Origin of the sequence: Actinophytocola glycyrrhizae (assembly GCF_042653545.1) — a bacterium.
GTDB lineage: Bacteria > Actinomycetota > Actinomycetes > Mycobacteriales > Pseudonocardiaceae > Actinophytocola > Actinophytocola glycyrrhizae.
On record NZ_JBHSIS010000002.1, the window covers coordinates 280,619 to 296,125 of the forward strand.

Consider the following 15,507-nt stretch of genomic DNA (forward strand, 5'->3'; position numbering starts at 1 on the left):
GTCGTTCTCCTCGTGAAGGTGTGTCAGGCCCTGGGCAGCCGGGGAATGGTGGTCGCGGGCGCAGGCGGCTCGGGGGTGGCTTCCTCCGCCTTGATCTCCTCGATGCGGGCGGCGAGCCCGGCGACCGTCGGCGTCTCGAACAGGATGCGCATCGGCAGCCGCACCCCGACCACCTTGCGCAGCGCGGCGATCAGCTGGACGGCGACCAGCGAGTTGCCGCCGAGACCGAAGAAGTCGTCGTCGACGCCGACCGCCTCGACACCGAGCCCTTCCCGCCACACCTGGGCGACGGCCTTCTCCAGATCGGTGCGCGGCGGCGCGGACCCTTCCCCGGTGGTCGCCGGGGTTTCCGCGGCCGGCCCCAGGTCGGTGGCGATGGTGTCGGTGGTGACCTCCCTCGCGCGGGCCATGATGTCCGCGACCGGGTGGGTGGTGATCACCACCTGGGCGCCGAGTCCGGCGGCGAGACCGCGGTGGAACGCCTCCGCGCCGTCGGCGGGGGTGATGTCGTCGGTCGTCACCGACGGCACCTGGGCCGGGTCGGCGGTCAGGCCGCCGGTGACGGCGTCCTGGTCGACCTTGCGCAGCACGAACTCGGTGATGGCGACCAGTTCCCGGCCATCTCCGTCGACGAGCCGCAGGTCGGCGGTCACCACGTCGTCGGTGGCTCGCCCGTTGCCACTGTCCCGGTAGGTGAGGTGGCTGTAGAACTCCCTGGGCAACGCCGCGCGCACGACGATCCGGCCGTAGGACAGCGGCAGGTAGGTGCCGTCGCCCCGGCCGCGGCCGAACGCGGTCGCCACGTCGAGCAGCGCGGGCTGCAGACCCCAGCCCGGCTCCTCGTCCGGTGCCACGACGTGGGCCAGCTCCTCGCCGTCGCCGAGGTGGTGTTCGGCCAGCGCCTGCCAGCGCGGGCCGAACGTGAGCATGCTGGTCCGGCCGCGGCCGAACGAGCTGTCGTCGTCGATCCGGCGGCAGCGGGCGATGATCCCGTTGACGTCCAGGTCGGCGCCGGGCGCGTCGGCGGTCCAGCCCGCCCAGCCGCGCACGTGTGTGCGGGTGGTGCCCGCCGCGACGCTCTGGATCTCCAGGTCGATCCCGGCGTCCTCGCTGTCCACCGCGGCACTGTCCACCGTGGCGGTGACGACCTGGTACTGGGCGAGCGTGCCGTCCGGCACCGCGAACGGTTCGAGGAACGCGACGTCCCGCAGCTCCAGCGCGGCACCGGCGGGTGCGGGCAGGATCGCCGAGGCGGCGGCCCGCGCGCACTCCAGGTGCCCGGTGCCGGGGACGACCGGCACCCCGCCGATCCGGTGTTCGTCGAGCAGCCAGTGGGTGCCTGCCGACACCAGGCCGCGGGCGACCGTGTGCTCCCCCGCCTCGACGACGGTCGTGAGCACCGGGTGGTCGAGCGAGCGGGCCGCGCCGTCGTGGGTGAGCGCGCGGAACCCGGCGGGCGCGTCGGTCTCGACCGCCATGCCGACCTCGGCCCAGCCGCCCCAGTTCTGGCTCAGCACGGGAGCGGTGAACCCGGTGCCCGCACGGGCGAAGGCGTCGAGGAAGTTGTTGGCCGCGCAGTAGTCGACCTGGCCGAACCCGCCGACGACCGACGTGATCGACGAGCACAGGACGACGAAGTCCAGGTCGTCGGCGCCGAACACGTCGGCGAGCGCGAGCGTGCCCGCCAGCTTGGGGGCGAGCACCTTCTCCGCTTCTGCCCGTTCCTTGACCTCCGCCATGCCGCCGCCTGGCAGGCCGGCGGCGTGCACGATGCCGTCGAGGCCGCCGAACGCCTCGTGCGCCGCGGTCCGGACCCGCCGCACGTCGGCGGGATCGGTGACGTCCGCGGCGAGCACCAGGACCTGCGCACCCGCGGCCTCCATCCGCCGGATCGCGGCGATGCCGCGGCCGGTCCGGTCGGTCGGCGCGCTGCCGTGCACGGCGAGGTAGGTGTCCCATTCCTCGCGTGGCGGCAGACCCGACCTGGCGGTCAGCACGAGCTTCGCCCCGGCCCGCACGGCGAAGTCCTCGGCGAGGGTGATGCCGACCCCGCCGAGGCCGCCGGTGACCAGGTAGCGGCCACCGTCGCGCAGCGGGCTCTCCCCCGCAGGCAGCGACACCTGCTCGTAGCCACCGACCCAGGCCCGGCCTGCCCGCAGCACGACCTCGGCCCGTTCCTCGTCGAACGGCCGGGCCAGCTCCGCGACCAGCGCGCGGACGTCCGTGGTGGCGGCGTCGGCGTCGACGCGGCGCACGGTGAGGCCGGGCAGTTCGGTCGGCAGCACCCGCGCGAGACCGGCGAGGGTGGCGTGTTCGGGCCGGGTGAGGTCGGTGCCGGTGACGTCGGCGGTGCCCGCGGACACGAGGTCGAGGTGCACGCCGTCGGTGGCACCGGCCCCGGCGAGCGCCTGCACCAGCTGCAACACGCTGAAGAACCCGCGGTCCTGCGCGGCCCACGCGGCGTCGATGCCGGTGCTCGCGGGGTCGCCGTCGAGCGCGAGCGCGTGCACGATCCGGGTCGGTGCGGCGGCGACCGCTGTCTCGTGGTCGCCCGGCGCGACGCGCACGACGTCGGCGCCCGCCGCGGCGAGCGCGTCGGCCAGGGCCGTGCCGCGCGGGCCGTCGGCGTACACCACGGTCTGTCCGAACGGGACGGTCCGGGGGTCGGTCGCCACCTGGCGCCACGTCGGCACGGCGAACCAGTCGGTGAGCGGCTGCGGCCCGCGTCTGGCCGGCTTCGGCGCGGTGACCGACACGGGGTCGGGTGCGATCCAGTGCCGCTTGCGCTCGAACGGGTACCCCGGGAGCGGCACCCGCCGGGCGTCCACATCGGACTCGACGCGGACCGGGACGCCGGTGGCCCACAGTGCGCCCGAGGTGGCGGCCAACGTCGCGAGGTCACCGGCGGGCTCACCGGGTCCCGGCAGGCTGGCCAGCGGCGCCAGCGCGCGCTGCTCCTGGCCTGCCTTCGCGACCTGCATGCGCGCGAGCCCGGCGAGCTGCCGCCCCGGCCCGCACTCGACGAGCGCCCAGCGCCCGTCGGCGAGCAGCGTGGCGATGTTCGCGCCGAACCGCACCGGGTTGCGCAGGTGCGTGGCCCAGTACTCCGGGTCGGTGGCCTGCGCGGCGGTGATCCAGTCGCCGGACACGTTGGACAGGAACGGGGTCTTCGGCGCGGACAGCGGCACGGTCCGCATCAGCTCGGTGAACTCGGCGAGGACGGGTTCCATCATGGCCGAGTGGAACGCGTGGGAGGTACGCAGCTCCTTGGCCTTCACCCCGGCGGTCCCCAGCTGTTCCGCGTAGGCGGCGACCGCGTCGGCTGGCCCGGCGACCACGCAGGTGCCGGGTCCGTTGACGGTCGCCACCTCGATCCCGGCCGGGAGGTCAACGGCGGACTCGTCGAGCTGGACGGCGAGCATGGCACCCGGCGGCACCGACTGCATCAGCCTGCCCCTGGCCGCCACCACGCGCAGCGCGTCGGCCAGGCCGAACACCCCGGCGACGGTCGCGGCGACGTACTCGCCGATCGAGTGGCCGACCATGGCGGCGGGCCGCACGCCCGCGCTGTGCCACAGCACGGCGAGCGCGTACTCCACGACGAACAGCGCGGGCTGGGTGAACCGGGTCTCCCGCAGCTTGTGCTCCGCGTCTTGGTCACGACCGAGGATCAGGTCCCTGATGTCGTTGCCCAGCAACGGGGTGAGCAGTTCCGCGCACTCGTCGACCGCGGCGGCGAACACCGGCCGCGTCGCGTACAGCCCGGCACCCATCCCGGCGTACTGGGAGCCCTGGCCGGAGAACAGGAACGCCACCCGGGGCGGGGGCGCCGTGGCGACGCCGGTGAGGTGGCGCCGCCTGGTGCGCAGCGCGGTGACCGCGTCCGACAGGTCGGTGGCGACGACCGCGGTGCGGTGCGGGTACTCGGGGCGGCCGATCCGCAGGGTGTGCGCAACGTCGGCGAGGTGCTCCGGCCCGGCCGCGGTCGTGGCGTCGAGGTGGTCGGCGAGCTGGGTGAGCGCGGTGGCGAGCGCGGCGTCGCTGCGTGCGGACAGCGCCAGCACCTGCGGGCCGGCCGTCTCGCGCCTCGCCCTGGTGGTCGCGGGTGCCTCCCGCAGCACGACGTGCGCGTTGGTGCCGCCGATGCCGAAGGAGCTGACTCCGGCGGTGCGCGGCAGCCCGTGCGGGTCCCACTTGGTGAGGGTGGAGTTCACGTAGAACGGGGTCTCGGCGAAGTCGATCGCCGGGTTGGGCCGCTCGTAGTTGATCGACGGCGGGATCATGCCGTGCTCGATCGCGAGCACGGCCTTGATGACACTGATGATGCCCGCGGACTGGGACAGGTGGCCGATGTTGGCCTTCACCGAGCCGATGCCGCACCACTCGCGCTCGTCGGTGCCGTCGCCGTACACCATGGACAGCGCGGCGACCTCGATCGGGTCGCCCATCGCGGTGCCGGTGCCGTGCGCCTCGACGTAGGTGATCTCCCGCGGGTCGATCCCGGCCATGCCGACGGCCTGCGCGACCGCCTCGGCCTGCCCGTCGACGCTGGGCGCGGTGAAGCCGACCTTGTTGCCGCCGTCGTTGTTGATGGCGTTGCCGAGCACGACCGCGCGGACGGTGTCGCCGTCGGCGATCGCGTCGGAAAGCCGCTTCACCAGCACGGTGCCCACGCCGCTGCCCCACACGGTGCCGTTGGCGCCTGCGTCGAAGGGCCGCACGTGCGCGTCCGGCGAGGTGAAGCCCTCCATGCCGAGGTAGCCGGTCCCGTGGGGGTGCTCGATGTTGACACCGCCCGCGATGGCCATGTCGCACTCACCGTTGCGCAGCGCCTCGCACGCAAGGTGCAGCGCGACCAGCGAGGTGGAGCAGGCGGTCGCGACGGTCATGCTGGGCCCGCGCAGGTCGAGCTTGTAGGAGGGGCCGGTGGCCACGTAGTTGGGCTGGTTGCCGGTGGCCAGGGAGACCGCGTTGTGCGGTGAGCCGCTCGCCGCGGCGTTCTGCCTGATGTTCTCCCAGAAGTAGGCGTTGCCGCCGCTGCCCGCGTACACGCCGACGGCGCCCGGGTAGCGGGCCGGGTCGTAGCCCGCGTCCTGCAGGACGGTGTAGCAGCTCTCCAGGAACAGCCGGTGCTGCGGGTTGGTGAGCGCGGCCTCGCGGTCGGACATGCCGAACAGCCCGGCGTCGAACTGGTCGAAGCCGTCGACGACCGGCGCGGCGTTCACCCAGCCCGGGTCGTCGACCTCGCTCTCCAGCGCGCCTCGGGCCAGCTGTTCCTCGCGGGTGAACGCGGTGACCGACTCGACGCCGTCCACCAGGTTGCGCCAGAACTGGTGCACGTCGTTCGCCCCTGGCACGCGCGCGGCGATGCCGACGATCGCGATCGGCTCCGCGCCGGCCGGCTCGTCCGGCGTGCCGATCTCGTTCGGCTGGTCCATCGTGTGTCGATCCCCTCTGTTCACTGCGCGGTGCCGCTCACGCGGCGGGTCGGGTTGCGTCTGGCGCGGTTCCGCCTCGCCGCGGCGCGGTTCGCGGCCGCGGTCAGCGCGGGTTTGTCCGCGGTGCCGTCCAGGTGTGCGGCGAGTGCCCGGATGTTGGGGAACCGGAACAGGTCCAGCATCCGGATCTGGCGGCCGGTGGCGGCGGTGAGCCTGCCGTGCACGGCGGCGACCGCCATCGAGTGCCCGCCGATGTCGAAGAAGTTGTCCGCGAGGCCGACCGAGTCGCGGCCGAGCACCTCCCGCCAGATGCCCGCCAGGAGTTGTTCTGTCGCGGTGGCCTCGCCGACGTGCAGTGGCACGGACACCACCGGGACATCGGGTGCCGCCACGACCATCGCGCCATCGGCGGCGGTGCGCACCTGCGCGCGCGGCAGGTGCGGTGCGACGCGGGCCGGGGCGAGCTCCGGTGCCGCGGCCAGCGCGCCGCACAGCTGCGCCAGGTCGGTGAGCAGCGCGACCACCCTGCTGGTGTCGAACAGGTCGGGGTTGTGGACGGTGTCGAAGGCGAACCGGCCGTCCCGCTCCACGACGTAGACGGTGAGGTCGAACGGCGAACCTGGTTTGGGCACCGTGACGGGCGCGCTGTCCACACCGGACAGCCGCAGCCTGGGCTCCGCGAAGTTGAGCACGTTGAACAGGACCTGCACGAGCGGCGCGCGGGAGGTGTCGCGGGGCAGACCGAGCGCGCCGACGATCCGGTCGAGCGGGGCGGCAGGGTGTGCGGTCACCTCGCGCAGTTCCCCGGCGTGGGTGCGTACGGCGTCGGCGAAGGTGTCCGCGCCCGCGCGGACGCGGACCGGCACGGTGTCGATGAAGAACCCGACCACGTCGTCGAACTCGGCTCTGGTGCGGTCGGCGACGACCGCACCGAGCACGTGGTCCTCCGACCCGGTGAGCCTGCGCAGCAGTTCGGCGAGGCCGCCGAGGAGCACGCTCGCCGCGGTGGTGCCGAGCGTCGCGGCCAGCGCGCGGACCGCACTGTCCACTTCGGCCGGGAAGGGGACGCGGGCCTCGGCGCCGGTGTAGGTCTGCACCGCGGGGCGGGGCCGGTCCCTCGGCAGGTCGAGCACGGTCGGCGCGCCCGCGAGGTGGCCGGTCCACCAGGCGAGGTCGGCTGCGCCGTGTGCGCGGTCGCGCTCCGCGCGCCACACCGCGTAGTCGGCGTAGGTCGCGGCGAGCGGCGCCAGCACGGGGGTGCCGCCCGCGAGTGCCTGCCGGTAGGCCTCGGCGAGGTCGTCGTACAGCGGCTTCTGCGACCAGCCGTCGAACACGGCGTGGTGCACCGTGATCGCCAGTACGTGCTCGTCGATGGCGAGCCGGTAGAGCGTGCACTGCCACGCGGGTCCGGTCGCGAGGTCGAACACGTGGCGGGCTCCGGCGGCGAGCCGCGCGGCCAGCACCTCTTCGCGGTCGGTGACCGAGGTGAGGTCGACGACCGCGACCGGCACGTCCTGCGGTGGCCCGCACTCGGCGTACGGTTCGCCCGCGGTCTGCCTGATCCGCCAGCGCAGCACGTCGTGCCGGTCGGACACGGCCCGCAACGCGCGCCGCAGTGCGGGCAGGTCGAGCCGGCCGGTGAGCCTGCCGGCGAGCGCGATGTTGTACGGCGCGTCGTCGGGGGCGAGCTGGTCGGTGAACCACAGGCGGGTCTGCGGTGGCGCGAGTGTCGGCGGGTTGCCGGTGGTCAGCTCCCGGCCGGGCAGCGGTGCGGCGGCCGCGACCCGTGCTGCGAACCCCGGCACGGTCGGCGCGGTGAACAGGTCGGCGACGGACACGGTCCTGCCGAGCCGTTCCCGCGTCGCGGCGACCAGCCGCATGGCGGCGATGGAGTTGCCGCCGCCCGCGAAGAACTCGGTGTCCCGGCCGGGTGCCTGGCCGAGCACACGTGCCCAGAGCCGGGCGATCTCGCGCTCGGTGGCGGTGCCGTCGAACTCCCGCGCACCGGCGGCGAGGTCGGCCAGGGCCTGTTCGGCGAGCGCACGCAGGGCCGTGCGGTCGAGCTTGCCGGACCGCTGGTCGGTCGGCAGGCTGTCGCGCCGCAGCACGACCGCCGGGCGCATGGCGCTGGTGAGCCGGTCCCCCGCGAGCAGGTCCTCGTCGCGCGGGGCGGTGGCAGGGGTGACGAACGCGACCAGCCGGGTGCCGCCGGGGCCGGGCACGGCCTCGACCGCGACCTGGCGGACCTCGGGGTGCTCGGCGAGCCCGGTCTCGATCTCGCCCAGCTCGATGCGCTGGCCGCGGACCTTCACCTGCCGGTCGACGCGGCCGAGGAAGGAGAACTGACCGTCGGCGTTCTCCCGCACCCGGTCACCGGAGCGGTAGAGGCGCTCGCCCGGGACCGGGCCGAACGGGTCGGGGACGAACCGCTCCGCGGTGAGGCCGGGCCTGCCGAGGTAGCCGTTGGACACCCCGGGGCCGCCGATGAGCAGCTCACCCGGCTCGCCGCGGGGCACGAGGTCGAGGTTCTCGTCGACGACGTACCCGCGGTGACCGGGCATCACGCGGCCGATCGGCAGCGGGTCGGCCGGCGTGCCGGTGACGTCGGCGGCGACCACCACGACGGTGGTCTCCGTCGGGCCGTAGCCGTTGCCGACGCGGCGGCCGGGGGTCCACTTCGCGGCGAGTTCGGCGGGGAACTGCTCGCCGCCGCAGAAGACGTGCCGCCACGCGGGCACGTCCTCGGGGTCCACTGTGGACAGCATGGTCGGGGTGAGCAGCCCCCACTCGACCTCGTGGGCGACCAGGAACCGGCGCAGCCGTTCCGGGTCGGCGCGGTCCGCGGTGGACACGAGCTGGATCTGCGCACCGACGGTCAGCGGCACGTACAGGTCGATGGAGGAGGCGTCGAAGCCGAGCGAGGACGCGGCGAGCGTGCGCATGCCGGGCGCGGCCGGGAACCGTTCCTGCCACCCGGCGACGAACGCCGCCACGTTGCGGTGGGTGGTGAGCACGCCCTTGGGGCGGCCGGTGGAGCCGGAGGTGTAGAGCACGTGGCACGTGTTGTGCTCGCCGGCCGGGCAGGGCCGGGGGGTCGCGGTACCGGCGGGCGCGAGCGTCCGGATGCCGGGCACGGCACCGAACTCGGCGTCGGCGGCGTCGCCGACCACGACGGTCACGCCGGCGTCCTCGGCGATCTCCAGCAGCCGCCTGCGCGGCCCGCCCGGCTCCATCGGCACGTAGCAGCCGCCGGAGAGCAGCACGCCGAGCACCGTGACGACGTAGCCGAGGTCGCGGGTGGCGCAGACGCCGACCCTGGTCTCCGGTCCGACACCCAGGTCGCGCAACGCGTCGGCGACGGCGGCGGCACGCTCGACCAGTTCCCGGTAGGTGAGCCGGTCGTCCCACTGCCGCACGGCGACCGCGCCGGGGGTTCTACGCGCCTGGGCGAGGATCTGGTCAGGAATGGTCATCGCTCACCCTTGTGTCCACAGTGGAGGAATCCACGACGTGCAAACGCAGTTCGCTGACATACCGGTTGCCTGCCGCGTCGGGCACCCACGCGAGGTCCGGGCCCGGCAGCAGTTCGCTGACCACCACGGGCACGTCCGGTCCGCCGTCGGCGATGGCCGACCGCACCATCGTGCACAGCAGCCCGGTGTAGTGCGGGCTGGTGAGGTCGGCGTAGTACGGCTTGGTCTCGGTGCCGAGCTTGACGAACACCGCGTCCGGCAGTCCGAGTTCCTGCCGCCAGCGGCGGACGGCGAGGTAGCGGTCCCGCTCCCCCTTCGCGGCGGCGAGGCCGGTGGCGCCCGCGGTGGTGCGCCAGGTCTCGCGGCTGACCACCATGCGGTCCACGGTGATCCGCGGTGTGTGCGGGGTTGGCGAGCTCAGCTTGAACGCGTCGACCGCGTGGATCGCGATGAGCTGGGAGAACACCTCGACGAGCGGCCAGCGCGCGCCGGTGCGGTCGGCCGCGACCAGCTCGCCGTCCACGTCGGACACCTCGAGTGCGGTGGTGGCGAGCACGTGCTCGCCGACGGCGCCGGGGGCCTGCGCGAACGCGAGCCGCACGTCGGACGGGCCGGCGAGGCTCTCCGCGACGCGGCTGGTGCGGCGCGGCCAGTCGGCGGGGAACAGGGGGCGGACGCGGCGCGGGCCGAGGTCCTCGGCCAGCGCGGCACGCAGCCGTTCCACGTCGGGGTGGGCCGGGGTGAACACGTCGCAGTCGAACGAGGCCCACGCGGTGTGCATCTCCCCGAGCACCACCAGGAACTCACCGCGTGCCAGTGCTTCCGGCCCGGCGGCGCACACCTGCAGGTCCGGGCTGTGCAGCCGGGCCGATGACCAGGCCGGCACGCGCGCGGGGAACACGGCGGCCACCTTCGCGGCGAGGGCTTCGGTGGTGGTCTCGACCGGGCCGTCGGCAGCCGCGAGGTCGAACAGGCCGGCCCAGCGGCGGGCGAACTCCCCGGCCACGACGTCGACGGGGCGCTCGCCGGTGGTGCCCCAGAACAGTCCCTGCGCGAGGAACCACAGGTCCGACAGCAGCACCGGGCAGTCCCCGGCGTCGGCACGCAGTTCGGTGTACAGATCGCGCAGCGCCGCGGTGTAGGCGGCCGCGAGTTCGCCGGAGAGCCAGCGGGCGGCCCGCAGCAGCAGGTCGAGCGGGCCTGCGATGGCGTCGAGGAGCGGGCGGCCGACCGTCACGTCGAGGTCGCGGGCGGTGTCCTCGTAGCACAGCGTGCGGCCGGCGTAGGTCTGCCCGCCGCGCCTGCGTGGCGGCGCACCGGTCAGCTCGGTGAACACACTGTCCAAGGTGGACAGTGCGGTGCGCAGGGCGGTGGGGTCGCCCGCGGCGGCGGCGACCGCGTCGCGGGCGGCGGTCAGCCGGTCGAACCCCGCGCCCGCCGCGGCCCGCCGCTCGTCGTCGCCGATCGCCGCGATCCGCCTGCGCAGCACGGCTTCCGCGGCCGAGGTGTTCGGCAGCCCGGCGTCCCAGGTGACCAGCTCACGTTCGACGAGGTTGGTGAGGATCGTGTAGCCGTCGTCCTCGCGGCGCAGCCCGGCCGCGGGGTCGGCGACGACCGCGACGGCGGGCTGTTTGCCGTCGCACGCCGCGAGCAGCGCGGCCTCGGCCGGGGTGAGCGTCAGCGGCGGACGGCCCGGCCGGTGCAGCTGCCTGCCGTCGAGCATCAGGTGCGGCGCGAGCAGCGGCGGCCACCAGCGGCGCACGGCGAGGTCGGTGCTGATCGCGTCGGCGTAGGCCTGCACGACCCATGCCTCGAGCACCACCCAGCGGCGGCGGGTGAGGCCGGGACCCGCGGCGACGTCGGCGGCGACGGCGAGCTCGTCGTCGACGGTCACCCAGCAGCTCGGGCCGAAGAAGCCGACGGTCTCGTTCTTGCCGCAGTAGCGCTGCCAGTACTTGACCACCGCCCGTTCCCGATCGCGGCGGCGGACGTTGCGCGGCGCGTCCGCGCCCGCGGCGACGAGCCCGTCGAGTGCGTACAGCGCGGTGGTGTTCTGCCAGGTGACGGCTTCCCGCATGAGCGGGTCGGCCGCGACGGCCAGCACCCGCGCGGCGCCGTCGGCGAGCGCGGCGGCGAAGTCGGTGTCGAACGTGTTGTCCTCGCCGCGCAGCAACGCGTCGGCGCTCGCCGCCGCGGCGGGCGCGGACAGGGCGGTCAGGCCGTCGGCGGGGAACCCGGCCGACCGCAGCAGCGCGTCACGCCACACCGACCAGCCGGTGCCGCCGAGCGGGATCCGGTGCTCCCCCGTCATGACGGTCTGCCCGGCAGTGCCGAGAGCAGGTCCTTGGCGAGCAGCTCGGTGACCCGGCTGGCCTCGTCGTGCAGGAAGAAGTGGTCACCGTCGACCTCCTGAACGGTCAGGCCGGCACCCGCGTGCCGGTCCCACGCCTGGATCTCGGCGAGTGACACCGCGGTGTCGCCACGCCCGGCGTAGGCAACGACGGGCACCGGCAGCGGCGCTCCCTCGGTGAGGACGTACTCGTCCAGCATCGTGAAGTCGGCGCGCAGCACGGGGAGCAGCAGCTCGACGAGCTCCGGTTCGGCGAGCACCTCGGCGGCGAGCCCGCCGCCGTCGGCGACCCTGCGCAGCAGCTCGTCGTCGTCCACTGTGGACAAGCCGTCGAAGTGGCCGGACCCCCGCAGGTGCGGGGCGCGGCAGCCGCCGACGTAGAGCGTCACCGGCAGCGGCGAGCCGGTGTGCCGCAGGTGGCGGACGAGGTCGAAGGCGTGCCTGCCGCCCAGCGAGTGCCCGTACAGCGCGTAGGGACGGTCGGCGCAGGCAAGGATCGCCTCGGCGAGGTCTGCGACGTCGAAGCGCGGGTCCTCGGCGATCCGGCTCTCCCGGCCGGGAAGCTGGACCGACCGCACCTCGATCTCGGGCCCGAACGCGGCGGGCCACCGGCGGAACGCACTCGCACCCGCACCCGCGTAGGGCAGGCAGAACAGCCGAACCGCCGCCTCCGGTCGCGGAGCGGGGACAACGAACCAGTTCACGCCTGACCTCCTCGCCTCGCCGGTTCGATCCAGAACCGGTGCCGCTGAAAGGGATACGTGGGCAGCGGGATGCGCCGCCCACCGGTCACGGGCAGGTCGCCCGTGCCGTCCACCCACCGCAGCGCGGTGTCGCGCAGCGGTCCTTCTCCTGCCACCTGGCCGGGTCCGAGCGCGCCGAGCGCGGCGACCGCGTCGTCGACGGTGGCGGCGACGACGACCGCGCGGCAGCGGAACGCGCGCCTGCCCGTGGTGAGTGTGTGTGCCACGTCGGCAAGTGCGGGGCGGCGCACGGCCAGGTGGTCGCGCAGCCGCGCGGCGGCCGCCGCCAGCGCGGTCTCGTCCCGCGCGGACAGCGGCAGCACGACCGCACCGGGCACGTCCGGGGTTTCCGCCGGTGCCCCAGCCGGATTCGACGCGACGAGCACGTGCACGTTGGTGCCGCCCATGCCGAACGAGCTGACCCCGGCGACGCGGCGGCCGGTCCCCGGCCAGTCGTGGGCCTTGGTCGGCACGTACAGCGGGCCGCCCGCCAGGTCGACCTCGGGGTGGGGCCTGGTGAAGTGCAGATTCGGCGGGATCACCCCGGTGTGGACGGCGAGCACGGCCTTGATCAGCCCGGCGATGCCGGCCGCGGCGTCGAGGTGGCCGATGCCGGTCTTCACCGAGCCGAGCGCGACCGACTCGGGGTCCGCGTCCGCGAGGACCTCGTTGAGCGCGGCTACCTCGATGGCGTCGCCGAGCGGGGTGCCCGAGCCGTGTGCCTCCACGAACCGGACCTGTGCCGGGTCGATCTCGGCGGCGGCGAGCGCGTCGGCGACGGCGGCGGCCTGCCCGGTCATGCCGGGCACGGCGAACCCGGCGCGGTCGGCACCGTCGTTGGTCATGCCCCAGCCGGGCAGGACGGCGTGGACGTGGTCGCCGTCGGCCAGCGCGTCGGCGAGCCTGCGCAGTGCCACTACCCCCGCGCCGGAACCGAACCCGGAGCCGGCGGCGGCCTCGTCGAACGCGCGGCAGCGCCCGTCCGGCGAGGCCATGCCGCCGGGGGTGTGGCGGTGCCGGGGCCAGGTGACGCTGACGCCACCGGCGAGCGCGAGGTCGCAGCGGTAGTCGGTGAGGCTCTGCGCGGCGAGGCACACCGCGGCCAGCGAGCTGGAGCAGGCGCTCTGCACGGCGAGCGCGGGACCGGTCAGCCCGAGGCGGTAGGCGACCTGGCCGGGCAGGTGGTCGGTGAACTGGCGGGCGAGGAGGTGGGCCTCCCAGTCGTCCGGGTCGGCGCCGGTCACCTCGGGGTTGCCGAACAGGTGGAACAGGAAGTAGCGGTTGACCGAGGCGGACGCGAACACGCCGACGGAAAGGTCCTGGTCGGCGCCGGGCACGTGACCCGCGTTCTCCATCGCCTCCCATGCGGTCTCGAGGAACAGCCGGTGCTGCGGGTCGGTGCGGGCGGCCTCGTCCGCCCCGAAGGCGAAGAACCCGGCGTCGAAGTCGGCGATCCCGTCGAGCCGCCCGCCCGCACGGACGTGCCGGGGGTCGGCGCGCAGACCGGGTCCGATGCCGAGCGCGGCCAGCTCGTCGTCGGTGTAGTCGTGGATCGCGTCGACCCCGGCGCACAGGTTCCACCAGAACGTGTCGAGGTCGGCGGCGCCGGGGAACCGGCCCGCCATGCCGACGACCGCGATCTCGTCGCCGGTGTAGGCGGCCGCGCGGCCAGCGACGGGTTCGCTTCGGGGTGCGGTCCGCGCGCCGCCGTCGAGGTGGCGGGCCTGCGCGGCGATCGTGGGGTGCGCGAACAGGGACAGCAGCGGCACGTCGGTGCCGAACTCGGCGGCGAGCCGCTGCTGCACCCGGCCGAGCAGCAGCGAGTGGCCGCCGACGTCGAAGAAGTTGTCCTCCGGCGACACGTGGCCGGTGCCCAGCACCGCGCACCAGATGGCGTGCACGCGGGCCTCCGCCGGGGTCAGGGGGTGACCGGACGTGACCGTCGCCGGTGGATCGGGGAGGGCGCGTTCGTCGAGCTTTCCCGTGACGGTCAGGGGAAACTCGTCGACCACGACGACCGCGCGCGGGACCGCGTAGCCGGGCAGCAGGTCCGCGAGCGCGGCCCGCAGCCCGCGCGGGTCGAGGCCCTCGCCGGTGACGTAGGCGAGCAGTTCCTCCGCGCGGGCGATGGCGCGGGCGGCGGTGACCCCCGGCTGGGCGAGCAGTCCGGACTCGACCTCGGTCAACTCGACGCGGAAGCCGCGCACGTTCACCTGACGGTCGAGCCTGCCAAGGCACACGATGCTGCCGTCGGGCAGCCGCTCCCCGAGATCACCGGTGCGGTAGCGGTGTTCCCCGAACGCGTCGTCGTCCACGTTGGCGTACCCGGTGACGAGGTGCTCGCCGTGCACCGTGATCTCACCCCGCTCTCCCAGCACCAGTTCGTAGCCCGGCAACGCGAAACCGATCGGCAGCGGCCCAGTCGCCGCACTGTCCACTTCGGACGCGCGGAGCCGGTGCCGCGCGGCGAAGGTCACCTCGGTGGCGCCGTAACCGTTGACGAACACCACATCCCGCGCGAACGCGTCCCGGCCGCGCAGCACGTCACCGTAGGTGGCCTGCTCACCACCGAGCAGCACCGTGCGCACCGTGTCCAACCGAGCAGGCCCCAGAGTGTCGAGGAGATACCGATACACCGTCGGTGTCGAGTGGAGGATCGTTACACCGTGGCGCGCGAGTTCGGCCGCCGCGTGCGGGAGGCCGTGCGCGCGGAGGTCGACCGGGACGACGGTCGCGCCGGTCAGCAGGGCCGGGTACAGGTCGGGGATGGCGGCGTCGAAACTGAAGGAGGCGAGCAGGCTCAGCCGGTCGTCCTCGGTGACGCCAAGACTCGTGATCTGGTTGTCCACCACGTGCAGCAGGTTGCGGTGGGTCTGCGCGACGGCCTTCGGCCTGCCGGTGGAGCCGGAGGTGAACAGGACGTAGGCGACCTCGCCGAGGTCCGCGCAGACCGGGTCCAGCGGCGCCGGATCGTCGCCTGCCACGACGGTGTCGGCGCACAGCAGGCGGGCGAGGTCCACGTGTTCCTCGTCGGCCAGCACAACGGACACGCCGGCGTCGGCGACCATCGTGGACAGCCGGGCGCGGGGGAACGACGGGTCCAGCGGCACGTACGCGCAGCCGGCGGCGAGGACGCCGAGGATGCCCGCGATGGCGGGGCCGCCGTGTGCCGTGACGAGCCCGACCCGGCTGCCCGGCCGCACACCGGCGGCGGCGAGCGCGCGTGCGCGGCCGCCCGCGAGCGCGGCCAGCGCGGCATAGGTCAGGGTCCGGCCGCCACTGTCGACGACGGCAAGGTGATCGGGGTGGCGCTTCGCGGTCTGCGCGAAACGGCGGATGGTCGGTACGAGCGTCATCGCACGCGAAACACACAGACGAACCGGCGGGACAACGCGCTCCTCTAACAAACTTTCGGGGTGGGGGTTACGAGAGGCTAGTTCGGCACGCGCGGCTGTGACCCACGAGTAAGACCAGTTAGACCGAACGATCTTCGGCGATATTCC

General features: G+C 74.3%; 5 protein-coding genes. All 5 read right to left on the reverse strand.

The window, feature by feature from the left end:
* Window positions 1-23: 23 nt before the first annotated feature.
* The 5 genes from ACFPCV_RS01305 to ACFPCV_RS01325 are packed head-to-tail and all read right to left on the reverse strand — an operon-like array spanning window position 24 to window position 15,360.
* Window positions 24-5,438: a type I polyketide synthase gene (locus tag ACFPCV_RS01305; protein ID WP_378053540.1), complete on the reverse strand. Its 5,415-nt coding sequence runs from the start codon at window positions 5,436-5,438 to the stop codon at window positions 24-26.
* A gap of 20 nt (window positions 5,439-5,458) precedes the next feature.
* Window positions 5,459-8,911 carry an amino acid adenylation domain-containing protein gene (locus tag ACFPCV_RS01310; protein WP_378053542.1) on the reverse strand — a complete coding sequence of 1,151 codons (3,453 nt, stop codon included), beginning with the start codon at window positions 8,909-8,911 and terminating at the stop codon, window positions 5,459-5,461.
* Window positions 8,898-11,222, reverse strand: coding sequence for a lantibiotic dehydratase (locus ACFPCV_RS01315; RefSeq protein ID WP_378053544.1), 2,325 nt, complete (start codon window positions 11,220-11,222; stop codon window positions 8,898-8,900). Before ACFPCV_RS01315 ends, ACFPCV_RS01310 begins: the two co-directional genes overlap by 14 nt.
* On the reverse strand, window positions 11,219-11,965 hold the full coding sequence (locus ACFPCV_RS01320; protein ID WP_378053546.1) for a thioesterase II family protein: 747 nt from the start codon (window positions 11,963-11,965) through the stop codon (window positions 11,219-11,221). Before ACFPCV_RS01320 ends, ACFPCV_RS01315 begins: the two co-directional genes overlap by 4 nt.
* Entirely contained in the window at window positions 11,962-15,360 is a 3,399-nt protein-coding gene (locus tag ACFPCV_RS01325) for an AMP-binding protein (RefSeq protein ID WP_378053548.1), read from the reverse strand. Before ACFPCV_RS01325 ends, ACFPCV_RS01320 begins: the two co-directional genes overlap by 4 nt.
* Window positions 15,361-15,507 lie beyond the last annotated feature (147 nt).

Bases quoted from the DNA above. Each gene is read 5' to 3' on its own strand.
- ACFPCV_RS01305 (WP_378053540.1), bottom strand. From the start codon at position 5,438: ATGGACCAGCCGAACGAGATCGGCACGCCGGACGAGCCGGCCGGCGCG.
- ACFPCV_RS01310 (WP_378053542.1), bottom strand. From the start codon at position 8,911: ATGACCATTCCTGACCAGATCCTCGCCCAGGCGCGTAGAACCCCCGGC.
- ACFPCV_RS01315 (WP_378053544.1), bottom strand. From the start codon at position 11,222: ATGACGGGGGAGCACCGGATCCCGCTCGGCGGCACCGGCTGGTCGGTG.
- ACFPCV_RS01325 (WP_378053548.1), bottom strand. From the start codon at position 15,360: ATGACGCTCGTACCGACCATCCGCCGTTTCGCGCAGACCGCGAAGCGC.